The following is a 25,801-nucleotide window of genomic DNA, read 5'->3' as shown; positions in this document are numbered from 1 at the left end:
GATGTCGAAGATCGGCAGCCTCGGCGCCCGACTCCACCGTGGCGAGGTCGGCTACGACTTCGTCAAGAACCGCAAGATCTGGTACGGCATCTCCATCCTGATCACCATCACGGCCATCCTCGGCCTGGCGGTGCGCGGCCTGAACATGGGCATCGAGTTCCAGGGCGGAGCGGTCTTCACCACCCCGAAGCACATGAGCGCCTCGGTCAGCCAGGCCGAGACGTTCGCCGAGGACGCCTCCGGGCACGACGCGATCGTCCAGAAGCTCGGTGACGGCAGCCTGCGCATCCAGATCGCCGGCATCGACACCGGCAAGTCCGACGAGATCAAGGACGCGCTCTCCAAGGACCTGAAGGTCAACTCCGAGCAGATCAACGCCGACCTGGTCGGCCCCAGCTGGGGGGAGCAGATCGCCAACAAGGCCTGGGAGGGCCTGGCGATCTTCATGGTGCTGGTCGTGATCTACCTGGCCATCGCCTTCGAGTGGCGCATGGCGGTGGCCGCGCTGGTCGCCCTGGTCCACGACATCACGATCACCACCGGTATCTACGCCCTCGTCGGCTTCGAGGTCACGCCCGGTACGGTGATCGGTCTGCTGACGATCCTCGGTTACTCGCTCTACGACACGGTCGTCGTCTTCGACAGCCTCAAGGAGCAGACGAAGGACATCACCAAGCAGAGCCGCTGGACCTACAGCGACCTGGCCAACCGCTCCATCAACGGCACGCTGATGCGGTCCATCAACACCACCGTGGTCGCGCTGCTGCCGGTGGCCGGCCTGCTGTTCATCGGCGGCGGCGCGCTCGGCGCGGGCATGCTCAACGACATCTCGCTGTCGCTGTTCGTCGGTCTGGCCGCCGGTGCGTACTCCTCGATCTTCATCGCCACGCCGCTCGTCGCCGACCTCAAGGAGCGCGAGCCGCAGATGAAGGCCCTCAAGAAGCGCGTACTGGCCAAGCGGGCGCAGGCCGGCACCGAGGGCGCCCCGGTGGCGGACACCTCCGACGACGCCACGGACTTCGACGACGAGCCCGAGGACGCCGCGCCCGCCGTGGTCGGTCCCCGCGACCAGTCCGCGTCCCGCAGCCGCGGCCGTGGCCGGCCCTCGGGGAAGCGCCGATGACCGACATCAGGGAACTGCTGCTCAGCCGCATCCGTGATGTGGCCGACTACCCCGAGCCCGGGGTGATGTTCAAGGACATCACCCCGCTCCTGGCGGACCCGGCGGCCTTCTCGGCGCTGACCGAGGCGCTCGCGGAGATCGGCACCCGGCAGGGCGCCACCAAGGTCGTCGGCCTGGAGGCCCGCGGCTTCATCCTCGGCGCCCCGGTCGCGCTCCGCGCCGGCCTCGGCTTCATCCCCGTGCGCAAGGCGGGCAAGCTCCCCGGAGCGACCCTGCGCCAGGCCTACGACCTGGAGTACGGCTCGGCCGAGATCGAGGTGCACGCCGAGGACCTGAGCGCGGGCGACCGGGTCCTGGTCGTCGACGACGTCCTCGCCACCGGCGGCACCGCCGAGGCCTCCGTCCAGCTCATCCGCAGCGCGGGCGCCGAGGTCGCCGGCGTGGCGGTCCTGATGGAACTGGGCTTCCTCGGCGGCCGAGCCCGCCTGGAGGACGTCCTGGCCGGAGCCCCGCTGGAAGCGCTGCTGCGGGTCTGACCACCTCGCAGGCCCCCTCCCGCGGCGCCGCGGGAGGCCGGTGGAGACGGGCCCGGAGGAATCCGGTGCCCGTCTCGTGCGTTCCTCCAGTGAACAGCCCCCCGCACGGGCTGGAGGCGATCCGCAGGCCCGGGATCGCTACCATGGGATCTCCGGAGCCTGACCGGGGGACCCGGATCGCGCACGAGGAGTCCTCTTGCCAGACGAGGCCCAGCCACTGACCGCCGCCAAGCCCGAGTCCGCCTCGGCAGCCGCGGCGAAGCCCGCGCCGAACGCGAAGAACGCGAAGAACGACACGCGCGGGCCGGTCGAGCGCGCCCAGTCCGCGCCCGTGGAGAAGAGCGCCGAGTCCGTGCGTCCCAAGCCCGCCCCCGTGCGCCCGGCCGCCGGCCAGAGTGCCCGCTCCGGTTCCTCCAACCGCGTCCGCGCCCGCCTCGCCCGGCTCGGCGTCCAGCGCGCCAACCCGTACAACCCGGTGCTGGAGCCGCTGCTGCGGATAGTGCGCAGCAACGACCCGAAGATCGAGACGGCCACGCTGCGCCAGATCGAGCGCGCCTACCAGGTCGCCGAGCGCTGGCACCGCGGGCAGAAGCGCAAGAGCGGCGATCCGTACATCACGCACCCGCTGGCCGTCACCACCATCCTCGCCGAACTGGGCATGGACCCGGCCACGCTGATGGCCGGCCTGCTGCACGACACCGTCGAGGACACCGAGTACGGCCTGGAGGACCTGCGCCGCGACTTCGGTGACGTCGTCACCCTGCTCGTCGACGGCGTCACCAAGCTGGACAAGGTCAAGTTCGGTGAGGCCGCGCAGGCCGAGACCGTGCGCAAGATGGTCGTCGCCATGGCCAAGGACCCCCGGGTCCTGGTCATCAAGCTCGCCGACCGCCTGCACAACATGCGCACCATGCGCTACCTCAAGCGCGAGAAGCAGGAGAAGAAGGCGCGCGAGACCCTGGAGATCTACGCGCCGCTCGCCCACCGCCTGGGCATGAACACCATCAAGTGGGAACTGGAGGACCTCGCCTTCGCGATCCTCTACCCCAAGATGTACGACGAGATCGTCCGCCTGGTCGCCGAGCGCGCGCCCAAGCGCGACGAGTACCTGGCGATCGTCACCGACGAGGTCCAGTCGGACCTGCGCGCCGCCCGCATCAAGGCGACCGTCACCGGCCGCCCCAAGCACTACTACAGCGTCTACCAGAAGATGATCGTCCGCGGCCGTGACTTCGCGGAGATCTACGACCTGGTCGGCATCCGTGTCCTGGTCGACACGGTCCGCGACTGCTACGCCGCCCTCGGCACCGTGCACGCGCGATGGAACCCGGTCCCCGGCCGGTTCAAGGACTACATCGCGATGCCCAAGTTCAACATGTACCAGTCGCTGCACACCACGGTCATCGGCCCCAACGGCAAGCCCGTCGAGCTGCAGATCCGCACCTTCGACATGCACCGCCGCGCCGAGTACGGCATCGCCGCGCACTGGAAGTACAAGCAGGAGGCCGTCGCGGGTGCCTCCAAGGTCCGTACGGACGCGCCCAAGTCCACCGGCAAGGCCGGCAAGGACGCCGCCATCAACGACATGGCGTGGCTGCGCCAGCTCCTGGACTGGCAGAAGGAGACCGAGGACCCCAGCGAGTTCCTGGAGTCGCTGCGCTTCGACCTCTCCCGCAACGAGGTCTTCGTCTTCACGCCCAAGGGCGACGTCATAGCGCTCCCGGCCGGCGCCACCCCCGTGGACTTCGCCTACGCCGTGCACACCGAAGTCGGCCACCGCACCATAGGAGCCCGGGTCAACGGCCGCCTGGTCCCGCTGGAGTCCACCCTGGACAACGGCGACCTGGTGGAGGTCTTCACCTCCAAGGCGGCGGGCGCCGGGCCCTCCCGCGACTGGCTCGGTTTCGTCAAGTCCCCGCGCGCCCGCAACAAGATCCGGGCCTGGTTCTCCAAGGAGCGCCGCGACGAGGCGATCGAGCAGGGCAAGGACGCCATCGTCCGCGCCATGCGCAAGCAGAACCTGCCGATCCAGCGCATCCTGACCGGCGACTCGCTCGTCACGCTCGCCCACGAGATGCGCTACTCGGACATCTCCGCGCTGTACGCGGCGATCGGCGAGGGGCACGTCTCGGCGCAGAACATCGTGCAGAAGCTCGTCCAGGCCCTCGGCGGCGAGGAGGCCGCCACCGAGGAGATCGACGAGAGCATGCCGCCCGCGCGCGGGCGCGGCCGCAAACGCCGCTCCAGCGCCGACCCGGGCGTCGTCGTCAAGGGCGTCGACGACGTGTGGGTCAAGCTGGCCCGCTGCTGCACGCCGGTCCCGGGCGACCCGATCATCGGGTTCGTCACGCGCGGCAGCGGCGTATCGGTGCACCGCAACGACTGCGTCAACGTCGAGTCACTGTCCCGGGAGCCCGAGCGCATCCTGGACGTCGAGTGGGCGCCCACCCAGTCCTCGGTCTTCCTGGTCGCCATCCAGGTCGAGGCCCTGGACCGCTCCCGGCTGCTCTCGGACGTCACCCGGGTCCTGTCCGACCAGCACGTCAACATCCTCTCGGCGGCCGTCCAGACCTCCCGCGACCGGGTCGCCACCTCCCGCTTCACCTTCGAGATGGGCGACCCCAAGCACCTCGGCCACGTGCTGCGCGCCGTGCGCGGCGTGGAGGGTGTCTACGACGTGTACCGCGTCACCTCGGCCCGCAGCAGGGCGTAAGAGCTGCGCCTTTTGTTCGCAGCTCCAAGCCTGGCAGGACGGCGAGAGGGCCCCGTACGCGCCGTACGGGGCCCTCTCGGCCGGTCTCTCCCGCCGCGGCCGGCCGGTCTCTCTCCTGCCGCGGCGGGTCGTGCCTCCTGCCGGAGCTGTCAGCCGCCGAACTCCTGGAGGCCCTTCAGAGCCTGGTCCAGAAGCGCCTGGCGGCCCTCCAGCTCCCGGGCGAGCTTGTCGGCCCTGGCGGTGTTGCCCTGGGCACGCGCCTGCTCGATCTGGCCCCGCAGCTTGTCCACGGCGGCCTGGAGCTGACCGGTCAGACCCTCGGCACGCGCGCGTGCCTCCGGGTTCGTCCGGCGCCACTCGCTCTCCTCGGCCTCCTGCAGGGCCCGCTCCACCGTGTGCATCCGGCCCTCGACCCGGGGGCGGGCGTCCCGCGGCACATGGCCGATGGCCTCCCAGCGCTCGTTGATCGAGCGGAAGGCGGCCCGGGCGGCCTTCAGGTCCGCGACCGGCAGGAGCTTCTCGGCCTCCTCGGCCAGTTCCTCCTTCAGCTTCAGGTTCTCCGCCTGTTCGGCGTCCCGCTCGGCGAACACCGAGCCGCGGGCGGCGAAGAACACGTCCTGGGCACCGCGGAAACGGTTCCACAGGTCGTCCTCGTGCTCGCGCTGCGCGCGGCCGGCGGCCTTCCACTCGGCCATCAGCTCGCGGTAACGCGCCGCCGTCGCACCCCAGTCCGTCGAGTCCGACAGCGCCTCGGCCTCGGCGACCAGCCGCTCCTTGGTCTTGCGGGCCTCCTCGCGCTGCGCGTCCAACTGCGCGAAGTGCGCCTTGCGCCGCTTGGAGAACGCCGACCGGGCGTGCGAGAAGCGGTGCCACAGCTCGTCGTCGGACTTGCGGTCCAGGCGCGGCAGCCCCTTCCAGGTGTCCACCAGCGCCCGCAGCCGCTCACCGGCCACCCGCCACTGGTCGGACCCGGCCAGCTCCTCCGCCTCGGTGACCAGGGCCTCCTTGGCGTGCCGGGCCTCGTCCGCCTGCCGGGCGCGCTGCGCCTTGCGCTCCTCGCGCCGCGACTCGACGGTCTCGACCAGATGATCCAGGCGGGTGCGCAGCGCGGCCAGGTCACCGACCGCGTGGTGCGCGTCCACCTGCTCCCGGAGGTGGTCGATGGCGGCCTGCGCGTCCTTCGCCGACAGATCGGTGGTCCGCACACGCTTCTCGAGGAGGCCGATCTCGACCACCAGTCCCTCGTACTTGCGCTCGAAGTAGGCCAGTGCCTCCTCGGGGGAGCCGGCCTGCCAGGAGCCGACGACCTGCTCGCCGTCGGCCGTACGCACGTACACGGTCCCCGTCTCATCGACGCGGCCCCACGGGTCGCTGCTCACAGCGCCTCCTCCACATGATGCCTGCGAGGGGCTTTCGAGGCTCCCCCGGGCATCGTCCACAGTTTCGTCACGGCCAACATAGGCGACCGGCAGGTGGCCTGTCCGCATCCAGCGCGACCGAAATTACGCAGTTGACGGTCAGGATTTCGTGACCGTCGCCTGGTTGATCACGACCGTCGCGTTGGGCGCCCCGTCGCCGGCGCCCGTGTTCTCACCGGCGGCGGCGATCTTCTTCAGCACCGTCATCCCGGATGCGGAAATCGTACCGAACGGTGTGTAGTTGGGCGGCAGCTGGCTGTTCTGGTAGACCAGGAAGAACTGGCTGCCCCCGGTGTGCTTCTGCCCGGTGTTCGCCATCGCGACCGTGCCCGCCGGGTAGACGTTGCCCTTGAGGCTCGTGTCCTTGAGGTTCTCGTCCGGGATCGTGTAGCCGGGGCCGCCGGTGCCCGTGCCGGTCGGGTCGCCGCACTGCAGCACGTAGATGCCGTTCGTGGTCAGCCGGTGGCACTTGGTGTGGTCGAAGAAGCCCTTCCCGGCCAGGTAGTCGAACGAGTTCACCGTGTGCGGGGCGGCGGACGCCTTCAGCGACACGTCGATGTCGCCGCACGTGGTCGCGAGCTTCATCGTGTACTTCGCCGACGTGTCGATCGACATCGCCGGCTCCTTCTTCCAGCTCAGCTTCTTCACCGAACCCGCGGCCGGCTTCGCGCAGGGGTCGGGCATCTTCGAGGGGGCCGACGCGCTGGGGGAGACGTCCGCGCTCGCCTTGGCCTTGTCGTCCTTCTTGTCGCTCTTGAGGGCCCCGGTCGTGTACAGCGTCACACCACCGATGACGACCACGCCGAGCACCGACGCGATCACCGCGTTGCGCGTGCGCGCCTTGTGCCGCGCGGCGGTGCGCCGCTGCTGCTGCCGCAAGAACTTCTCCCGGGCGAGCTGACGCCGCCGCTGCTCCTGGCTGACCACCGGGTTCTCTCCTCATGCGTCTCGTGTGTCGACCGGCACCGGCGCGACCGGTGGACCGGGCGCCCGTGTGTGCCCCGTACCGTATATGGGTTCGCTGAGGATCCGGCAGCGCCGGTAGTCTCTGACCACAGGCGCAGTCACCCGATGCCCGCCCGTACCGACACAAACGAAGGACGAACGTGCTCATTGCCGGGTTCCCCGCCGGGGCCTGGGGGACGAACTGCTACCTCGTCGCCCCCGCCGCCGGTGAGGAGTGCGTGATCATCGACCCCGGCCACCAGGCCGCCCAGGGCGTCGAGGAAGCGCTCAGGAAGCACCGCCTCAAGCCCGTCGCCGTCGTCCTCACCCACGGCCACATCGACCACGTGGCGTCGGTCGTCCCGGTCTGCGGCGCGCACGGCGTCCCGGCCTGGATCCACCCGGCCGACCGGTACATGATGAGCGACCCCGAGAAGGCCCTCGGCCGTTCCGTCGGGGCGCCGCTGATGGGCGAGCTGACCGTCGGCGAGCCCGACGACGTCGAGGAACTGACCGACGGCGCGAAGCTGGGGCTGGCCGGTCTGGAGTTCTCCGTCGCGCACGCGCCCGGCCATACCAAGGGGTCGGTGACCTTCCAGATGCCCGAGGCCGCGGACGTCCCGTCGGTCCTCTTCTCCGGGGATCTGCTCTTCGCCGGCTCCATCGGACGCACCGACCTGCCCGGCGGTGACATGGACGAGATGCTCGGATCGCTGGCCCGCGTGTGCCTGCCGCTCGACGACTCGACCGTGGTGCTGTCCGGGCACGGCCCCCAGACGACCATCGGCCAGGAGCGCGCCACCAACCCGTACCTGCGGCAGCTGGCCGCGGACCGCCGTGAACACGGCGCCGGTGAGGCTCCCCGACGAGGAATGTGACGAGAGACTTCGTGAGCACCTTCAAGGCCCCCAAGGGCACGTACGACCTGATCCCGCCCGACTCCGCGACGTACCTGGCGGTCCGCGAGGCCATCGCCGCCCCGCTGCGCAACTCCGGCTACGGCTACGTGGAGACCCCCGGCTTCGAGAACGTCGAGCTGTTCGCCCGCGGTGTCGGCGAGTCCACGGACATCGTGACCAAGGAGATGTACGCCTTCGAGACCAAGGGTGGCGACCGGCTCGCGCTGCGCCCCGAGGGCACCGCCTCCGTGCTGCGCGCCGCCCTGGAGGCCAGCCTCCACAAGGCGGGCAACCTCCCCGTCAAGCTCTGGTACTCCGGCTCGTACTACCGCTACGAGCGCCCGCAGAAGGGCCGCTACCGGCACTTCTCCCAGGTCGGCGCGGAGGCCATCGGCGCCGAGGACCCCGCGCTCGACGCCGAGTTGATCATCCTCGCGGACCAGGCGTACCGCTCGCTGGGACTGAGCGACTTCCGCATCCTGCTCAACAGCCTGGGCGACAAGGAGTGCCGTCCCGTCTACCGGGCCGCGCTGCAGGACTTCCTGCGCGGCCTGGACCTGGACGAGGACACCCGCCGCCGGATCGAGATCAACCCGCTGCGGGTCCTGGACGACAAGCGCGAGTCGGTGCAGGAGCAGCTGACCGGCGCCCCCCTGCTGCGCGACTACCTGTGCGACGCCTGCAAGGCGTACCACGAGGAGGTCCGCGACCTGATCCGTGCGGCGGGCGTCTCCTTCGAGGACGATCCCAAGCTGGTGCGAGGCCTGGACTACTACACGCGCACCACCTTCGAGTTCGTCCACGACGGCCTCGGTTCGCAGTCCGCGGTCGGCGGCGGCGGCCGCTACGACGGCCTGTCCGAGATGATCGGCGGCCCCGCGCTGCCCTCGGTCGGCTGGGCGCTCGGTGTGGACCGCACGGTCCTGGCCCTCCAGGCGGAGGGCATCGAACTCGATCTCCCCGCCGCCACCAGCGTGTTCGCGGTGCCGCTGGGCGAGGAGGCGCGCCGGGTGCTGTTCGCGAAGGTCACCGAACTGCGCAAGGTGGGTATCGCGGCCGACTTCTCCTACGGCCACAAGGGCCTCAAGGGCGCGATGAAGAACGCCAACCGCAGCGGCGCCCGCTACACGCTCGTGGCCGGCGAGCGCGACCTCGCCGAGGGCGTCGTCCAGCTCAAGGACATGCAGTCCGGCGAGCAGACGGCGATCGGCGTCAACGAGATCGTGGCCGAGCTGGAGGCCCGGCTCGGCTGAGCACGGGGCGGGTGTGCGCCGGGCGCCCGGCGCACACCCGCCACGGACCGCCCCGGTTCCGGCGCCCGGGCCGAGTCCGGCAGGAAGACCCCGCCCAAGCCCTGGCGGAGCCACTCGTCAACCCGGCGGGCGCGGATTCGTCCTGCCGGACGATGCCGACGCCTGAGCGCCACGCGCGGGTGCCGCTCGCCGGGCCCGTTCCCGGCACCGGGACCTCTCCCGCATCCCGCGCGCGGTCGCCCAGGAGGATCCCCGGGGTGGTGCTCCTGCCCGCCCCGCCGGGCCCGTGCAGGCCGAAGACCTCGCCCTTCTCGACGCCCAGGTCGATGCCGTCGACGGCGGCCACGTCCCCGTAGCGCTCGCGGAGCCCCCGTACGGGCCCCGCGAGTCCGTTCGACGTGGTGCGCACAGCGTCGCCCGGAACCGTCCTCCCGGGACCTGCGCGCGCCCTTCCTTATGCTGATCGAACGGTGCGCACACGCGCGCGTGCGGCACAATGGCCCTGCCCGAAGAAGGTCCAACTCTCAAGTGACGGAATCGGCGTGATGAGCAAGACGACAGTCAAGGACGTCTCCACGGAGCCCGGACCGGAACCCGCGGCCACCGGACCGCGGACGGTGGGCGGCAGCCGTGCCTTCGCGCTGCTGCTGGTGATCACCGGCGCGGCCGGGCTGCTCGCCGCCTGGGTCATCACGATCGACAAGCAGAAGATCCTCGAAGGCAAGCTGTCCGGCAAGACCTTCACGCCGAGCTGCAGCCTCAACCCGATCGTGTCCTGCGGCAGCGTCATGGAGAGCAAGCAGGCCGCCGTCTTCGGGTTCCCCAACCCCATGCTCGGCCTGGTCTGCTACGGCATCGTCATCTGCGTCGGCATGAGCCTGCTCGCCCGCGCCCGCTTCCCCCGCTGGTACTGGCTGACCTTCAACTTCGGCACGCTCTTCGGTGTCTGCTTCGTCACCTGGCTGCAGTTCGAGTCCCTGTACCGGATCAACGCGCTGTGCCTGTGGTGCTCGCTGGCCTGGGTGGCCACGCTCACCGCCTTCTGGTACACGACGTCCTTCAACATCCGCAACGGCTTCCTGCCCGCCCCGCGTCCGGTGAAGAACTTCCTCGCCGAGTTCACCTGGGTCATCCCGGTCACGCACAGCGGCGTCATCGCCATGCTGATCCTGACCCGCTGGGGCAGCAGCCTCTGGGCCTGAGCCGCCCCCCGGGTCCCGGGGCCCGGCCGCGTTGTCAGTGGTGTGCCATAGGGTTTCAGCGTGGAGCCCGACCTGTTCACCGCCGCAGCAGAAGAACGCCAGGAGAAGGACCCGGCCGCCAGCCCCCTCGCGGTCCGGATGCGCCCGCGCACCCTCGACGAGGTGGTGGGCCAGCAGCACCTGCTCAAGCCCGGCTCGCCGCTGCGCCGGCTCGTGGGAGAGGGCGCGGACCACAAGGGCGGGGCCGCGGCCACGGCCGGTGCCGGCAGACGGGGCGGACCGGCGGGACCCTCGTCGGTGATCCTGTGGGGCCCGCCCGGCACCGGCAAGACCACCCTCGCCTACGTCGTCTCCAAGGTCACCGACAAGCGCTTCGTGGAGCTGTCGGCGATCACGGCGGGCGTCAAGGAGGTCCGCGCGGTCATCGACGGCGCCCGCCGCGCCTCCGGCGGGTACGGCCAGGAGACCGTCCTCTTCCTCGACGAGATCCACCGCTTCAGCAAGGCCCAGCAGGACTCCCTGCTCCCGGCGGTCGAGAACCGCTGGGTGACACTGATCGCCGCCACCACCGAGAACCCGTACTTCTCGGTGATCTCCCCGCTGCTCTCCCGCTCCCTGCTGCTCACCCTCGAACCCCTCACCGACGAGGACGTGCGCGGCCTGCTGCGCCGCGCCCTCACCGACGAGCGCGGCCTGAAGTCCGCCGTCGCCCTGCCCGCGGACACAGAGGAACACCTGCTGCGCATCGCGGGCGGCGACGCGCGCCGCGCGCTGACCGCCCTGGAGGCCGCCGCCGGAGCCGCCCTGGACAAGGGCGAGGCGGAGATCGCCCTGACCACGCTGGAGGAGACCGTCGACCGGGCCGCGGTCACGTACGACCGCGACGGCGACCAGCACTACGACGTGGCCAGCGCCCTGATCAAGTCCATCCGCGGCTCCGACGTCGACGCCGCGCTGCATTACCTCGCCCGGATGATCGAGGCCGGCGAGGACCCCCGGTTCATCGCCCGCCGCCTGATGATCTCCGCCAGCGAGGACATCGGCCTCGCCGATCCGACCGCGCTGCCCATCGCCGTCGCCGCCGCCCAGGCCGTCGCCATGATCGGCTTCCCCGAGGCCGCCCTCACCCTCAGCCACGCCACCATCGCGCTCGCCCTCGCCCCCAAGTCCAACTCCGCGACGACCGCGATCGGCGCCGCACTGGAGGACGTGCGCAAGGGACTGGCCGGGTCCGTGCCGCCCCACCTGCGGGACGGCCACTACAAGGGCGCCGCCAAGCTCGGCCACGCCCAGGGCTACGTCTACCCGCACGACCTGCCCGAGGGCATCGCCGCCCAGCAGTACGCGCCGGACGCCCTCAAGGACCGCGAGTACTACAGCCCGAGCCGGCACGGCGCCGAGGCCCGGTACGCGGACGCGGTGGAATGGACCCGCAAACACCTCGGTCGGAAGCGGTCCTGAACACCCTGTAGACTGCCCGGAGCGCTGAGTCCCGTGCCGTCAGAGCGGGACAGTCAGCCGGAGATCCGGTTCCCCGTGAACCGGCTCCAGGAGCGTCGCGCACCGTCGAACGGTGTCGCGGGCAGCCCACCACCACCCGGGGATCCGGGACGGTCGGTGGGCCACTCGCGTGCTGCACGTATGTGCCCAGACCAGGGAAGCGGCTGCCCGACCGGTCCCTCGCGGACCAGCGGGTTCTCCCGGCTGCGGATGCGACCTCCGTAACCCTGACAAGCCGAGAACTACGAAATGAGAGACAGTGGCGAACCAGTCCCGCCCCAAGGTCAAGAAGTCGCGTGCCCTCGGTATCGCGCTGACCCCGAAGGCCGTCAAGTACTTCGAGGCCCGCCCCTACCCGCCGGGTGAGCACGGCCGCGGCCGCAAGCAGAACTCGGACTACAAGGTCCGTCTGCTGGAGAAGCAGCGTCTGCGCGCGCAGTACGACGTGTCCGAGCGCCAGCTCGTCCGCGCCTACGAGCGTGCCTCCAAGGTCCAGGGCAAGACCGGTGAGGCCCTGATCGTCGAGCTGGAGCGCCGTCTCGACGCGCTGGTCCTGCGTTCGGGCATCGCCCGCACGATCTACCAGGCCCGCCAGATGGTCGTCCACGGCCACATCCAGGTCAACGGCCAGAAGGTCGACAAGCCGTCCTTCCGCGTCCGCCCCGACGACGTCGTGCAGGTCCGCGACCGCTCCAAGGAGAAGACGCTCTTCACGATCGCCCGTGAGGGCGGCTTCGCCCCCGAGGGCGAGACCCCGCGCTACCTCCAGGTGAACCTCAAGGCCCTGGCGTTCCGCCTGGACCGCGAGCCGAACCGCAAGGAGATCCCGGTGATCTGCGACGAGCAGCTCGTCGTCGAGTACTACGCCCGCTGATCACCAGCAGGCCGTAGCACCTCAGCCCGCCGTCTCCCCGCCCTTCCGGGTGGGCGAGGCGGCGGGCTCGCGCTTGCCCGCCGTCCTGCCGCGCGCCTGCCCCCGCTGTTCCGGCAGCGCCCGCAGCGCCCGCCTCCCGGCCCGCCCCAGGGCCCGGGCCACGGCCGCCTCCCGGCCCAGGGCGGCCCCCTCGCGCACGCACTCCTCGTAACGCTCGTCGCCCAGCCGTTCGCGGGCCCGCGCCGCGCACAGCTCGTGCGGCGCGTTGTAGTACGCCGACCCGAACAGCCGCAGCCCCACCGACGCCCACATCACGCCCGCCGCGCCCTGCAGCACCGCCGCCTCCTCGGCGTCGCCCTCGCTCACCGTCACCAGCGCGAGCAGCTCCACCGCCAGCACCGAGCCGAGCAGGTCGTGGAAGCCGTGCGCGTCGGTGAGACAGTCGGCGAGCAGGTCCCGGGCGTACCCCGCGTTCCCCTCGTGCCAGGCCGCGTACGCCAGCACGTACAGCGCGTAGGCCCGCGACCAGCGCTCCCCGTGGTCGTCGCAGATCCGGCGGACGTCCTCGCACAGCCGGACCGCGTCCGGCAGATCGCCCTGGAAGGCCCGGGTCATCGCCAGCTCGACCTGGCCCATCAGCACCGTGCTGTTCAGCTCACCGATCTCCCGGTAGCGCTCCAGCGCCGAGCGCAGCAGCTTCTCCGCGCGCTCCATGTCGTCCGTGACCAGGGCCAGGCAGCCCGCGCGGTGCTCCGCGTACGCCAGCGCCGTCGTGCTCGCCGAGGTGCGGGCCGCCTCACGGCACTCCTGGAGCGCCGCCAGCGCGGGCACCGTGTCACCCTGCAGGATCGCCACGTACGCCAGCACCCACAGGGCCTTCAGCCGGGACTGCTCGTGGCCGCCGTCCAGCGCGACGGCGCGCTCCAGCCAGTGCCGGCCCTCCGAGAGCCGGCCGCACCCCGCCCAGCAGAACCACAGGCAGCCCGCGAGGTACTGCCCCAGATGCGCCTCGCCCGGGCCGGTCGTGCAGTACTCCAGGGCGCTGCGCAGATTCGGCAGCTCGGTCTCGATCCGCGCCGCCACCTCCGCCTGCCGGGGCGAGAACCACTCCAGCTCGCACCAGGTGGCCAGACCGACGTACCAGTCGCGGTGGCGCCGCCGCAGCCGGTCGGCGTCCCCGGTGGCGGCCAGCCAGTCGGCGCCGTAGGCACGGACCGTCTCCAGCATCCGGAAGCGCACCCCCGCCGCCGTCTCCTCGCGCGCCACCACGGACTGGGCGAGCAACTCGCCCAGCACGTCCAGGACGTCGCCGGCGGCCAGCCCGCCGCCGCTGCACACGTACTCGACCGCCTCCAGGTCGAACGTCCCGGTGAACACCGACAGCCGCGCCCACAGCAGCCGTTCCGCGGGCGTGCACAGCTCGTGGCTCCAGCCGATCGCGGTGCGCAGCGTCCGGTGCCGGGGCAGGACGTCGCGCGGCCCGCCGGTCAGCAGCCCGAACCGGTCGTCGAGCCGCTCCAGCAGCCGGGCGGGCGACAGCGTCCGCAGCCGCCCGGCGGCCAGCTCGACCGCCAGCGGCAGCCCCTCGAGACGCCGGCACAGCTCCCGTACCGCGGGATCCCCGCCGCGGACGGACACACCGTGCTGGGCGGCCCGCGTCACGAGCAGCCGGACCGCCTCCTCCTCGGCGGGCGGGGCCAGCGGGAACAGGCGCTCGCCCGCCACGCAGAGCGGACGGCGCCCCACGGCGAGCACCCGCACCTGGGGCACCCCCCGCAGCAGTTCGGCCACCAGGCCGGCGCAGGCCTCGGCCAGGTGCTCGACGCCGTCCAGCACCAGCAGCAGCCGGTCGCCGGCCGCGCACGTCCCGCCCGGCCCGGCGAGGCCGAGCACCCGGGGGAGTGCGAGCAGCGTCTCGCGGGGCGTGCGCAGCGTGTGGTCGGTGAGCCCGAGGGCCTCCACCACGGCGTGGTCGACGAACTCCGCGTCCCGCAGCGGCGCCAGGTCCACCCGCGCGCCCCCCCGCCCCCCCGCCCCGCCGCCCCCCGCCGCCCCCCGCGCCGCCGCACGGGCCGCCGCCCGTGCCGCCAGCCGCGACTTGCCGACCCCGCCCGCCCCCGTCACCGTGACCAGCCGCGCACCGTCCAGCGCCCGCGCGAGCGCGCCGAGTTCGGCCGAGCGCCCCACGAACGCGTCGGGCTCGGCGGGCGCGCCGGCGGCCGTGCCGCATCCCTGGAGCGGCGGGACCGGCGTCGGATCAGGCATGGCGTCTCGCATGGAACACGGAGGGTACTGAAACGTAATCACTCCGTACAATCGCCCGGACGGACTCCCCGGGCCGCGCGCGGTAATCCGGTACGGAGCCCCGCCCGTGGCGCGATAGGCTCGGTGCACGACTTTCTCGATGTTCTCGATGTTCAGGCACGTTTCAGGGAGCGGGTGCGCACAGTGTCCGGTGGTGAGGTGGCCGGGATCCTGGTGGCCGTGTTCTGGGCGATCCTGGTCTCCTTCCTCGCCGTCGCGCTGGCGAGGGTGGCCCAGACGCTCAAGGCGACCACCAAACTCGTGGCGGACGTGACCGACCAGGCGGTTCCGCTGCTGGCCGACGCCTCGCAGGCGGTGCGCTCCGCGCAGACCCAGATCGACCGCGTCGACGCGATCGCCTCCGACGTCCAGGAGGTCACCTCGAACGCGTCCGCGCTGTCGACCACCGTGGCCTCCACCTTCGGCGGCCCGCTGGTCAAGGTCGCCGCCTTCGGCTACGGCGTGCGCCGCGCGCTCGGCGGCCGCAAGGAGGACGTGCCCGCCAGGACGTCGAGGCGTACGGTGATCGTGGGCCGCACCGTCCCGGCCGCCCGGCGGGGGAAGCGGAACAACCGGGAGAAGTAAGGACTAGCGATGTTCCGCCGTACGTTCTGGTTCAGCACAGGTGTCGCCGCCGGTGTGTGGGCCACCACCAAGGTCAACCGCAAGCTCAGGCAGCTGACCCCCGAGAGCGTCGCCGCGACCGCGGCGAACAAGGCCCTGGAGACCGGTCACCGGATCAAGGACCGCGCGGTGGGTTTCGCGCTCGACGTCCGCGACAACATGGCGCGGCGGGAGGCCGAACTCGGCGAGGCGCTCGGCATCAACGCCCCTGCCGGCCCCGAGTTCCCGGCTCCGCTCGAGCAGGGGGCGCACCCGTCCCGGCGGCTCGCCGCCATCGAGAACCACGACAACCCGAAGTACGTCGAGGGATCGACGTACCCGACGTACTCGTACAACCGGAATGAGGACCACTGATGGAGTCGGCTGAGATCCGCCGCCGCTGGCTGAGCTTCTTCGAGGAGCGCGGGCACACCGTCGTCCCTTCGGCGTCGCTCATCGCGGACGACCCGACTCTGCTCCTCGTCCCGGCCGGCATGGTGCCCTTCAAGCCCTACTTCCTGGGCGAGGTCAAGCCGCCCTTCCAGCGCGCCACCAGCGTGCAGAAGTGCGTGCGCACCCCGGACATCGAAGAGGTCGGCAAGACCACCCGGCACGGCACGTTCTTCCAGATGTGCGGCAACTTCTCCTTCGGCGACTACTTCAAGGAAGGCGCCATCACGTACGCCTGGGAGCTGCTCACCACGCCCCAGGACAAGGGCGGTTACGGCCTCGACCCCGAGCGTCTGTGGATCACCGTCTACAAGGACGACGACGAGGCCGAGCGCATCTGGCACGAGGTCGTCGGCGTGCCGAAGGAGCGCATCCAGCGCCTGGGCATGAAGGACAACTACTGGTCCATGGGCGTGCCCGGCCCGTGCGGCCCCTGCTCCGAGATCAACTACGACCGCGGCCCCGAGTTCGGCGCCGAGGGCGGCCCCGCCGTCAACGACGAGCGGTACGTGGAGATCTGGAACCTCGTCTTCATGCAGTACGAGCGCGGCGAGGGCATCGGAAAGGACAACTTCGAGATCCTCGGCGAGCTGCCGAGCAAGAACATCGACACGGGCCTCGGCCTGGAGCGCCTCGCCATGATTCTGCAGGGCGTGCAGAACATGTACGAGATCGACACCTCCATGGCTGTCATCGACCGGGCCACCGAACTGACCGGCGTGGCCTACGGCGACGCCCACGCCTCGGACGTCTCGCTGCGCGTGGTCACCGACCACATGCGCACCTCGGTGATGCTCATCGGCGACGGCGTGACCCCCGGCAACGAGGGCCGCGGCTACGTGCTGCGCCGCATCATGCGCCGCGCCATCCGCAACATGCGCCTGCTCGGTGCCACCGGTCCGGTCGTCAAGGACCTGATCGACACCGTCATCGAGATGATGGGACAGCAGTACCCGGAGCTGGTCACCGACCGCGAGCGGATCGAGAAGGTCGCCCTCGCCGAGGAGAACGCCTTCCTGAAGACGCTGAAGGCCGGCACCAACATCCTCGACACCGCCGTCACCGAGACCAAGCAGTCCGGCGGCACGGTCCTCTCCGGCGACAAGGCGTTCCTGCTCCACGACACCTGGGGCTTCCCGATCGACCTCACCCTGGAGATGGCCGCCGAGCAGGGCCTGGCCGTGGACGAGGACGGCTTCCGCCGCCTGATGAAGGAGCAGCGGGAGCGGGCCAAGGCCGACGCCCAGGCCAAGAAGACCGGCCACGCGGACATGGGCGCCTACCGCGAGATCGCCGACCTGGCCGGTGAGACCGACTTCATCGGCTACACCGACACCGTGGGCGAGTCCACGATCGTCGGCATCCTCGTCGACGGCGTCTCCTCCCCGGCCGCCTCCGAGGGCGACGAGGTCGAGATCGTCCTGGACCGCACCCCGTTCTACGCCGAGGGCGGCGGTCAGATCGGCGACACCGGCCGCATCAAGGTCGACTCCGGTGCCGTCATCGAGGTCCGCGACTGCCAGAAGCCGGTCCCGGGCGTCTACGTCCACAAGGGGGTCGTCCAGGTCGGCGAGGTCACCGTCGGCGCCAAGGCCCAGGCCGCCATCGACGTCCGCCGCCGCAAGGCCATCGCCCGCGCCCACTCGGCCACCCACCTGACCCACCAGGCGCTGCGTGACGCGCTGGGCCCGACGGCCGCCCAGGCCGGTTCGGAGAACCAGCCCGGCCGCTTCCGCTTCGACTTCGGTTCCCCCTCCGCCGTCCCGACGGCCGTGATGACCGACGTCGAGCAGAAGATCAACGAGGTGCTCGCCCGCGACCTCGACGTGCACGCCGAGGTCATGGGCATCGACGACGCCAAGAAGCAGGGCGCCATCGCCGAGTTCGGCGAGAAGTACGGCGAGCGGGTCCGGGTGGTCACCATCGGCGACTTCTCCAAGGAGCTGTGCGGCGGCACGCACGTGCACAACACCGCCCAGCTCGGCCTGGTGAAGCTGCTCGGTGAGTCGTCGATCGGCTCGGGCGTGCGCCGTATCGAGGCCCTCGTGGGCGTCGACGCCTACAACTTCCTCGCCCGCGAGCACACGGTCGTCGCCCAGCTCCAGGAGCTGGTCAAGGGCCGCCCGGAGGAACTGCCGGAGAAGGTCTCCGCCATGCTCGGCAAGCTGAAGGACGCCGAGAAGGAGATCGAGCGGTTCCGCGCCGAGAAGGTCCTGCAGGCCGCCGCCGGTCTCGCCGAGTCCGCCAAGGACGTGCGCGGTGTCGCCGTGGTGACCGGCCAGGTCCCCGACGGCACGACCCCGGACGACCTGCGCAAGCTGGTCCTCGACGTGCGCGGGCGCATCCAGGGCGGCCGGGCCGCCGTCGTCGCCCTCTTCACGGTGAACAACGGCAAGCCGCTCACGGTCATCGCCACCAACGAGGCCGCCCGCGAGCGCGGCCTGAAGGCCGGTGACCTGGTCCGTACCGCCGCCAAGACGCTCGGCGGCGGCGGTGGCGGCAAGCCGGACGTCGCCCAGGGCGGCGGCCAGAACCCGGCCGCGGTCGGCGACGCCGTCGACGCCGTGGAGCGTCTCGTGGCGGAAACGGCCAAGTGATGCGACGCGGCCGGCGCCTGGCGATCGACGTCGGGGACGCCCGGATCGGGGTCGCCTCGTGCGACCCCGATGGGATCCTCGCCACACCCGTGGAGACGGTTCCCGGCCGGGACGTCCCGGCGGCCCACCGCCGGCTGCGGCAGCTCGTCGAGGAGTACGAGCCGATCGAGGTCGTCGTCGGTCTCCCTCGCTCCCTCAAGGGGGGTGAGGGCCCGGCCGCCGTCAAGGTCCGTGCTTTCGCGGGCGAGTTGGCCAACGGCATCGCTCCGGTGCCGGTCCGCCTGGTGGACGAGCGGATGACGACGGTGACGGCGAGTCAGGGGCTGCGGGCCTCCGGGGTGAAGTCCAAGAAGGGACGCTCCGTGATCGACCAGGCCGCGGCCGTCATCATTCTGCAGCAGGCCCTGGAATCCGAACGGGTGTCAGGCACAGCACCCGGAGAGGGCGTCGAAGTGGTCATCTGATCGCGATACGGTAACGTTCCGCGCGATGCGACGGTCTTCGAACAGCCGCCGCACAGCAAGAGGCGGAACGGACGCGGGTGTCACACAACGTGACCACCGTCTCGCGGCGCTAGGGGATCGATGACTGAGTATGGCCGGGGCCCAGGCTCCGAACCGTGGCATCCCGAGGACCCGTTGTACGGGGACGGCGGATGGGGAGGACAGCAGGCCCCCGCGGACCCGCAGTCCTCCTACGGCGGCCTGCAGCACCACCCGCAGCCGCAGCAGTACCAGCAGCATCCTCAGCACCAGCAGCAGTACGGCGGCTGGAGCCAGGAGCCCCAGCCCGGCCACGACGGTCCGTACCAGCAGCACTACGGCGAGCAGGGCTCCGGGCAGCCCCCGCACTACGGTGAGCAGGGCGGCCACCCGTACGGCAACCAGCAGCGGGGCGGTCCCGAGGAGCAGTACGGGCAGGCGGCCTGGGACGGCACCGGCGCACACGCGCAGCCGTCCTACGGCGGCGACCCCGCGGACCCGTACGGCGGGCAGTCCATGGCCTACGGCCCGGACCAGCCCGATCTCTACGGCACCCCCGAGGCCTATCCGCCGCCCCAGCCCCCGAACCGCCGCGGCTCCGAGCCGGAGCCGCGCCCCGACTGGGACCCGGAGCCCGGGCCCGCCCAGGAGGACGACTCCTTCTTCGCGGGCGGCGACGACGCCGACGGAGATCCCGACGCGGACGCACCGGTGACGGGCCGGGGCCGCGGGGACCGCAAAGGACGCGGCGGCAAGGGCCGTACGGGCAAGGCCGGCCGGAAGAGACGCAACGGCTGTGCCTGCCTGGTCGTCGTCATGGTGTTCGGCGGCGGCGTCGCCGGGGTCGGTTACTACGGCTACCACTTCTACCAGGATCGTTTCGGCGCGGCCCCGGACTACGCGGGCAGCGGCAACGGCGAGCAGGTCACGGTCGTCATCCCCAAGGACGCCGGCGGGTACGTGATCGGGCAGGTGCTGAAGAAGGCGGGCGTCGTCGAGAGCGTCGACGCGTTCGTCTCCGCGCAGACGGCGAACCCCGACGGCAAGCAGATCCAGGACGGCGTCTACACGCTCCAGAAGCACATGTCGGCGGCGAGCGCCGTGCAGCTGATGCTCAGCCCGAAGAGCCGCAGCAACCTGATCATCGCCGAGGGCTCGCGCAACACGGCCGTCTACACGCTGATCGACAAGCGCCTCGGGGTGCCCGAGGGCACCACGGCGAGCGTCGCGAAGAAGGACTACAAGAAGCTGGGCCTGCCCGAATGGGCACTGAACCACCCCGACCTCAAGGACCCGCTCGAAGGGTTCCTCTACCCCTCCAGCTATGCCGTGGCCAAGGGGCAGAAGCCCGAGGACGTCCTCAAGGGCATGGTCGCCCGGGCCACCGAGACCTACGCGCAGCTCGGCCTCGCCAAGAAGGCCCGGAGCCTCGGACTCGACGGCCCCTGGCAACTGCTCACCGTGGCGAGCCTCGCGCAGGCCGAGGGCACGAGCCACGACGACTTCCGCAAGATGGCCGAGGTCGTCTACAACCGCCTCAAGCCCGGCAACGCGCAGACCAACGGCAAGCTGGAGTTCGACTCCACGTACAACTACGTGAAGAACCAGAGCAAGATCGACCTCAGCATCGCCGAGCTGCGCAGGTACGCCAACCCGTACAACACGTACTACGCCACCGGCCTGCCCCCCGGGCCCATCGACAACCCGGGCGAGGAGGCCCTCAAGGGCGCCCTCGACCCGACGGACGACGGCTGGTACTACTTCATCTCGATGGACGGCAGGACCAGCAAGTTCACCAAGACCCTCGCCGAGCACGAGAAACTGGTCGACGAGTGGAACCTCTCCAAGAAGAAGCAGTGATGACGCCAACCCGCCGGGCGGCCGTGCTCGGTTCGCCGATCGCCCACTCCCTGTCCCCGGTGCTGCACCGCGCGGCCTACGCGGAGCTGGGGCTCACCCACTGGTCCTACGACCGGTTCGAGGTCGACGAGGCCGCTCTGCCGGGCTTCCTCGACGGGCTCGGGCCCGAGTGGGCGGGGCTGTCGCTGACCATGCCGCTGAAACGGGCCGTCATCCCGCTGCTCGACGAGGTCAGCGAGACGGCGGCCGCCGTGGAGGCGGTCAACACGGTCGTCGTCACCGAGGACGGCCGGCGCACCGGCGACAACACCGACATCCCGGGCATGGTCGCCGCGCTGCGCGAGCACGGAATCGAACAGGTCGACTCGGCCGCGGTCCTCGGGGCCGGAGCCACCGCGTCCTCCGCCCTGGCCGCGCTCGCCCGCGTCTGCACCGGCGAGGTCGTCGCCTACGTCCGCAGCGACGCCCGCGCGGCCGAGATGCGCGGGTGGGGCGAACGGCTGGGCGTCGAGGTCCGCACGGCGCCCTGGTCCCGGGCCGAGCAGGCCCTGACGGCCCCGCTCGTGATCGCCACCACCCCGGCCGGCACGACCGACGCGCTCGCCGGCGCCGTACCGGAGCGCCCCACCGCGCTCTTCGACGTCCTCTACGACCCCTGGCCGACCACGCTCGCCGCCCGCTGGTCCCTGGCCGGCGGCGCCGTCGTCAGCGGCCTCGACCTCCTCGTCCACCAGGCGGTCCTCCAGGTCGAGCGGATGACCGGCCGGGCCCCGGCCCCCCTGGACGTCATGCGCCGCGCCGGCGAGAAGGCCCTCGCGGACCGCTGACGGCCCCGCAGGGCGGAGCCGGACCCGCGATCCCCCCCCTCGCCGCCCCACCGGGATCCCGCCTTCCCCGGCGGGCAGCGGCCCCTTTCGCGTGCGCGCGGGGCGGCCGAGCGCGGGACGGGTGCCGTCCGCGGCGTCCGCCTGCTGGACCGGCGGCCGGACACCGGGCCCGGACGTGGGAGGATCGGAGGTGGCGGGCCAGGGCCGCGCACCCGGTCGCGCCGTCGCAGTTCCAGGCGCGAGCATGAGGAGCATCGTTGAGCAGGTTGCGTTGGCTGACCGCGGGGGAGTCCCACGGACCCGCACTTGTCGCGACGCTGGAGGGCCTTCCCGCCGGCGTGCCCATCACCACGGACATGGTGGCGGACCACCTCGCGCGACGGCGCCTGGGGTACGGGCGCGGCGCACGGATGAAGTTCGAGCGGGACGAGGTCACCTTCCTCGGCGGGGTCCGGCACGGACTCACCCTCGGCTCCCCCGTGGCGGTCATGGTGGGCAACACCGAGTGGCCCAAGTGGGACAAGGTCATGGCGGCCGACCCGGTGGACCCGGCGGAGCTGGCCGAGCTGGCGCGCAACGCGCCGCTGACCCGCCCGCGCCCCGGCCACGCCGACCTGGCCGGCATGCAGAAGTACGGCTTCGACGAGGCGCGCCCGATCCTGGAGCGGGCCTCCGCCCGGGAGACCGCCGCCCGCGTGGCGCTGGGCGCGGTGGCGCGGTCGTACCTGAAGGAGACGGCGGGCATCGAGATCGTCTCCCACGTGGTGGAGCTGGCGTCGGCGAAGGCCCCCTACGGGGTGTACCCGACCCCGGCCGACGTGGAGAAGCTCGACGCGGACCCGGTGCGCTGCCTGGACACGGCCGCCTCGGAGGCGATGGTCGCCGAGATCGACCAGGCCCACAAGGACGGCGACACGCTCGGCGGCGTCGTGGAGGTGCTGGCCTACGACGTGCCGGTGGGCCTGGGCTCGCACGTGCACTGGGACCGGCGCCTGGACGCCCGGCTCGCCGCCGCCCTCATGGGCATCCAGGCGATCAAGGGTGTCGAGGTCGGCGACGGCTTCGACCTCGCGCGGGTGCCCGGATCGAAGGCGCACGACGAGATCCTGACCACCCCCGACGGCATCAGGCGGGCCACCGGCCGCTCCGGCGGCACCGAGGGCGGCCTCACCACGGGCGAGCTGCTGCGGGTGCGCGCCGCGATGAAGCCGATCGCCACCGTGCCCCGCGCCCTGCGGACGGTCGACGTGGCCACCGGTGAGGCGGCGCAGGCCCACCACCAGCGTTCCGACGTGTGCGCGGTACCGGCGGCCGGGATCGTCGCCGAGGCCATGGTGGCCCTCGTCCTCGCCGACGCCGTCGCCGAGAAGTTCGGCGGCGACAGCGTGACCGAGACCCGCCGCAACGTGCGGTCCTACCTCGACAACCTGGCGATCCGGTGAGCGGCGCGCCGGCCGTCGTCCTCGTGGGTCCGATGGGCGTGGGCAAGTCGACCGTCGGACAGCTGCTGGCCGACCGCCTCGGCGTGGCCTACCGGGACACCGACGACGACATCGTGACCGAACAGGGCCGCACCATCGCGGAGATCTTCGTCGACGACGGGGAGAGCGCCTTCCGCGCGCTGGAGAAGCAGGCCGTGCGCCGGGCCGTCGCCGAACACGAGGGCGTCCTCGCGCTGGGCGGCGGTGCGGTCCTCGACGCGGACACGCGCGCGCTGCTCGCCGGCCTGCCCGTTGTCTACCTCTCGATGGACGTGGAGGAGGCGGTCCGGCGCACCGGCCTGAACGTGGCCCGTCCGCTGCTCGCCGTCAACCCGCGCAAGCAGTGGCGCGAGCTGATGCAGGCCCGCCGGCACCTGTACGAGGAGGTCGCCACGGCGGTGGTCGCCACCGACGGCCGCACCCCCGAAGAGGTCACCCGATCCGTCCTGGACGCTGTGGAGTTGAAGGAAGCATGAGCGAGGCAGTGACGCGGATCCACATCGCCGGCACCGCCGGCACCGAGCCCTACGACGTGCTGGTCGGCCGTCAGCTCCTGGGCGAGCTGGCCGGGCTGATCGGGGACCAGGCACGGCGGGTCGCCGTCATCCACCCCGAGGCGCTCGCCGAGACGGGTGACGCGCTCCGCGCCGACCTGGCCGGACAGGGCTACGAGGCGATCGCCATCCAGGTGCCGAACGCGGAGGAGGCCAAGACCGCCGAGGTCGCCGCCTACTGCTGGAAGGCGCTCGGCCAGTCGAACTTCACCCGCTCCGACGTCGTCGTCGGCGTGGGCGGCGGCGCCACCACCGACCTGGCCGGGTTCGTCGCCGCGACCTGGCTGCGCGGCGTGCGCTGGGTCGCCGTGCCCACCACCGTGCTCGCCATGGTGGACGCGGCCGTCGGCGGCAAGACCGGCATCAACACCGCCGAGGGCAAGAACCTGGTGGGCGCCTTCCATCCGCCCGCCGGCGTGCTGTGCGACCTGGCCGCGCTCGACTCCCTCCCGGTCAACGACTACGTCTCCGGGCTCGCGGAGGTCATCAAGGCCGGCTTCATCGCCGACCCGGTGATCCTCGACCTCGTCGAGTCCGACCCCGAGGCCGCCCGTACCCCGGCCGGGCCGCACACCGCCGAGCTGATCGAGCGCTCCATCCGCGTCAAGGCCGACGTCGTCTCCGCGGACCTGAAGGAGTCGGGTCTGCGGGAGATCCTCAACTACGGCCACACCCTCGGCCACGCCATCGAGAAGAACGAGCGGTACAAGTGGCGGCACGGCGCCGCCGTCGCCGTCGGCATGCATTTCGCCGCCGAACTGGGCCGCCTGGCGGGCCGGCTGGACGACGCGACGGCCGACCGCCACCGCACCGTCCTGGAGTCGGTGGGCCTGCCGCTGCACTACCGCCACGACCAGTGGCCCAAGCTGCTGGAGACCATGAAGGTCGACAAGAAGTCCCGCGGCAACCTGCTGCGTTTCATCGTGCTCGACGGTCTCGCCAAGCCCACCGTCCTGGAGGGCCCGGACCCGGCCGTGCTGCTCGCCGCGTACGGCGAGGTGGGTCAGTAGGAGCCGCGAACACGAGGGGCGCGGACTCCCCTTGCGCTCGCGGCTCCGGGTCCCGCTGAGCGCGATCGGTCCGATTCACCTTGCCCGGGCGGGCACTTCGGACCGGACCCGGCCGTTCACCACAGGGCGGCCGGGGACGGTACCGTTCGGTAGGGCGCGGGTTCGGGCCCGCCACCAGCGACCATTGCCTTGTACGAGACGGAGTGGCACCGGATGCAGCACGCAGTGGGTTCTCCGCTGCCGCCGCCCCACCAGCCGGGGCACGGACCGGCCGCCGGCTGGTCACCGGCCGCACCTCACCCGGGTCCGCACCCGCCGGGAGCGCACCCGGTCCAGGGTCCCGTGCCGCCCGCGCCGGGCCACCCGGCAGCCCCGGCCGCGCAGCACCCTGCGGTGCCGCCGGGGCAGGGGGCCGCCCCGCCCGTCGCCCCGCCGGACGCGTCCGGCCACGTCCGGCTGCCGCCCGGCGGCCCGGTCGCCATGCCGGCCGTACCGCCCGCCCAGGCCCTGCCCGACCCGACCACCACCACGCTCGCCGTCCTGCTGATCGGACCCGCGGGCGCGGGCAAGACCAGCGTCGCCAAGCACTGGGCCGAGCACCGCCGGGTGCCCACCGCGCACATCAGCCTCGACGACGTCCGCGAGTGGGTCCGCTCCGGCTTCGCCAACCCGCAGTCCGGGTGGAACGACAACTCCGAGGCGCAGTACCGCCTCGCCCGCCGCACCTGCGGCTTCGCCGCGCGCAACTTCCTGGCCAACGGCATCTCCTGCATCCTGGACGACGCCGTCTTCCCCGACCGCCCGGTCGTCGGCCTCGGCGGCTGGAAGCGGCACGTGGGTCCGGGACTGCTCCCCGTGGTCCTGCTGCCCGGACTGGACATCGTCCTCGAGCGCAACGCCGAGCGCACCGGGAACCGCCGCCTGACCGACGAGGAGGTCGCCCGTATCCACGGCCGCATGGCCGGCTGGTACGGCTCGGGCCTGCCCATCATCGACAACTCCCAGCTCGACATACCGGCCACGGCCCGTGTCCTGGACGAGGTCCTCTCCCGGGCCATCGCCAGCCCCCCGACCTGGTGACCGCCGGGCACGGCGAGCGGCCGTGAGGCGCGTGCGGGGCGGTGCGGGCGCGCGGTGAGCCGCCCCGAAGCCGCCGGACGCCCGTGAGGG

General features: G+C 71.9%; 21 protein-coding genes and 1 pseudogene. 18 read left to right on the top strand and 4 right to left on the bottom strand.

The window, feature by feature from the left end; all coding sequences use genetic code 11:
* Window position 1 precedes the first annotated feature (1 nt).
* The 3 genes from secF (at window position 2) to relA (ending at window position 4,372) form a co-directional block, all read left to right on the top strand.
* Window positions 2-1,123 (top strand): protein translocase subunit SecF, encoded by a 1,122-nt coding sequence (gene secF / locus IG64_RS24845; RefSeq protein ID WP_037860036.1) that lies wholly within the window; start codon window positions 2-4, stop codon window positions 1,121-1,123.
* Window positions 1,120-1,659: an adenine phosphoribosyltransferase gene (locus IG64_RS24840; RefSeq protein WP_037860034.1), complete on the top strand. Its 540-nt coding sequence runs from the start codon at window positions 1,120-1,122 to the stop codon at window positions 1,657-1,659. The genes secF and IG64_RS24840 overlap by 4 nt, the downstream gene beginning before the upstream one ends.
* Window positions 1,660-1,855: 196 nt before the next feature.
* The gene (gene relA, locus IG64_RS24835) at window positions 1,856-4,372 is read left to right on the top strand and encodes a GTP pyrophosphokinase (RefSeq protein WP_037860032.1); all 2,517 of its coding nucleotides are present in this window, start codon (window positions 1,856-1,858) and stop codon (window positions 4,370-4,372) included.
* A gap of 149 nt (window positions 4,373-4,521) precedes the next feature.
* Here the strand turns inward: relA and IG64_RS24830 are convergent, their stop codons facing one another.
* Window positions 4,522-5,751, bottom strand: coding sequence for a DUF349 domain-containing protein (locus tag IG64_RS24830; RefSeq protein ID WP_037860030.1), 1,230 nt, complete (start codon window positions 5,749-5,751; stop codon window positions 4,522-4,524).
* Window positions 5,752-5,889: 138 nt separating this feature from the next.
* Window positions 5,890-6,717 carry a peptidylprolyl isomerase gene (locus IG64_RS24825; protein ID WP_037860029.1) on the bottom strand — a complete coding sequence of 276 codons (828 nt, stop codon included), beginning with the start codon at window positions 6,715-6,717 and terminating at the stop codon, window positions 5,890-5,892.
* A 179-nt stretch (window positions 6,718-6,896) separates the two neighbouring features.
* Between IG64_RS24825 and IG64_RS24820 the strand changes: the two genes are divergently transcribed.
* Window positions 6,897-7,613: an MBL fold metallo-hydrolase gene (locus IG64_RS24820; protein WP_037860028.1), complete on the top strand. Its 717-nt coding sequence runs from the start codon at window positions 6,897-6,899 to the stop codon at window positions 7,611-7,613.
* A gap of 11 nt (window positions 7,614-7,624) precedes the next feature.
* Window positions 7,625-8,887, top strand: coding sequence for a histidine--tRNA ligase (gene hisS / locus IG64_RS24815; protein WP_037860235.1), 1,263 nt, complete (start codon window positions 7,625-7,627; stop codon window positions 8,885-8,887).
* A gap of 115 nt (window positions 8,888-9,002) precedes the next feature.
* On the opposite strand, the pseudogene IG64_RS39270 reads toward hisS, so the two are convergent.
* Window positions 9,003-9,296: pseudogene (locus IG64_RS39270) on the bottom strand (ATP-binding cassette domain-containing protein); the annotation flags it as partial.
* Window positions 9,297-9,432: 136 nt separating this feature from the next.
* On the opposite strand from IG64_RS39270, the gene IG64_RS24810 reads away from it, so the two are divergent.
* The 3 genes from IG64_RS24810 (at window position 9,433) to rpsD (ending at window position 12,463) form a co-directional block, all read left to right on the top strand.
* Window positions 9,433-10,089, top strand: coding sequence for a vitamin K epoxide reductase family protein (locus IG64_RS24810; RefSeq protein WP_037860027.1), 657 nt, complete (start codon window positions 9,433-9,435; stop codon window positions 10,087-10,089).
* A gap of 60 nt (window positions 10,090-10,149) precedes the next feature.
* The gene (locus IG64_RS24805) at window positions 10,150-11,550 is read left to right on the top strand and encodes a replication-associated recombination protein A (protein WP_037860025.1); all 1,401 of its coding nucleotides are present in this window, start codon (window positions 10,150-10,152) and stop codon (window positions 11,548-11,550) included.
* Between the two features lie 298 nt (window positions 11,551-11,848).
* Window positions 11,849-12,463, top strand: a complete 615-nt coding sequence (gene rpsD / locus IG64_RS24800) for a 30S ribosomal protein S4 (RefSeq protein WP_009187613.1) — start codon at window positions 11,849-11,851, stop codon at window positions 12,461-12,463.
* Between the two features lie 21 nt (window positions 12,464-12,484).
* Here the strand turns inward: rpsD and IG64_RS24795 are convergent, their stop codons facing one another.
* The gene (locus tag IG64_RS24795; RefSeq protein WP_199811651.1) at window positions 12,485-14,728 is read right to left on the bottom strand and encodes an ATP-binding protein; all 2,244 of its coding nucleotides are present in this window, start codon (window positions 14,726-14,728) and stop codon (window positions 12,485-12,487) included.
* A gap of 174 nt (window positions 14,729-14,902) precedes the next feature.
* Here IG64_RS24795 and IG64_RS24790 point away from each other — a divergent pair, with 174 nt between their 5' ends.
* The 10 genes from IG64_RS24790 to IG64_RS24745 all read left to right on the top strand — a co-directional run bounded on the left by IG64_RS24790 (window position 14,903) and on the right by IG64_RS24745 (window position 25,711).
* A complete protein-coding gene (locus tag IG64_RS24790; RefSeq protein WP_199811650.1) occupies window positions 14,903-15,352 on the top strand; it encodes a DUF948 domain-containing protein in 450 nt (149 codons plus the stop codon).
* Between the two features lie 9 nt (window positions 15,353-15,361).
* Window positions 15,362-15,745, top strand: coding sequence for a hypothetical protein (locus tag IG64_RS24785; protein ID WP_037860023.1), 384 nt, complete (start codon window positions 15,362-15,364; stop codon window positions 15,743-15,745).
* Window positions 15,745-18,417 carry an alanine--tRNA ligase gene (gene alaS, locus IG64_RS24780; protein ID WP_037860021.1) on the top strand — a complete coding sequence of 891 codons (2,673 nt, stop codon included), beginning with the start codon at window positions 15,745-15,747 and terminating at the stop codon, window positions 18,415-18,417. Before IG64_RS24785 ends, alaS begins: the two co-directional genes overlap by 1 nt.
* Window positions 18,417-18,881 (top strand): Holliday junction resolvase RuvX, encoded by a 465-nt coding sequence (gene ruvX, locus IG64_RS24775; RefSeq protein ID WP_037860018.1) that lies wholly within the window; start codon window positions 18,417-18,419, stop codon window positions 18,879-18,881. Before alaS ends, ruvX begins: the two co-directional genes overlap by 1 nt.
* Window positions 18,882-19,001: 120 nt before the next feature.
* A complete protein-coding gene (gene mltG / locus IG64_RS24770) occupies window positions 19,002-20,759 on the top strand; it encodes an endolytic transglycosylase MltG (protein WP_107474345.1) in 1,758 nt (585 codons plus the stop codon).
* Window positions 20,759-21,586, top strand: a complete 828-nt coding sequence (locus tag IG64_RS24765; protein WP_037860014.1) for a shikimate dehydrogenase — start codon at window positions 20,759-20,761, stop codon at window positions 21,584-21,586. The genes mltG and IG64_RS24765 overlap by 1 nt, the downstream gene beginning before the upstream one ends.
* 257 nt (window positions 21,587-21,843) lie before the next feature.
* Window positions 21,844-23,028: a chorismate synthase gene (gene aroC, locus IG64_RS24760; RefSeq protein ID WP_037860012.1), complete on the top strand. Its 1,185-nt coding sequence runs from the start codon at window positions 21,844-21,846 to the stop codon at window positions 23,026-23,028.
* A gap of 32 nt (window positions 23,029-23,060) precedes the next feature.
* Window positions 23,061-23,543 (top strand): shikimate kinase, encoded by a 483-nt coding sequence (locus IG64_RS24755; RefSeq protein WP_107474351.1) that lies wholly within the window; start codon window positions 23,061-23,063, stop codon window positions 23,541-23,543.
* Window positions 23,540-24,631, top strand: a complete 1,092-nt coding sequence (gene aroB, locus IG64_RS24750) for a 3-dehydroquinate synthase (protein WP_037860007.1) — start codon at window positions 23,540-23,542, stop codon at window positions 24,629-24,631. Before IG64_RS24755 ends, aroB begins: the two co-directional genes overlap by 4 nt.
* A gap of 213 nt (window positions 24,632-24,844) precedes the next feature.
* Window positions 24,845-25,711, top strand: a complete 867-nt coding sequence (locus tag IG64_RS24745; RefSeq protein WP_078884198.1) for a Pro-rich N-terminal domain-containing protein — start codon at window positions 24,845-24,847, stop codon at window positions 25,709-25,711.
* Window positions 25,712-25,801 lie beyond the last annotated feature (90 nt).

It is taken from the genome of Streptomyces sp. NRRL S-340 (assembly GCF_000720185.1).
Lineage (GTDB): Bacteria > Actinomycetota > Actinomycetes > Streptomycetales > Streptomycetaceae > Streptomyces.
Note: the sequence above shows the minus strand (reverse complement) of the source record. Positions and strands in the feature narration are given on the sequence as shown.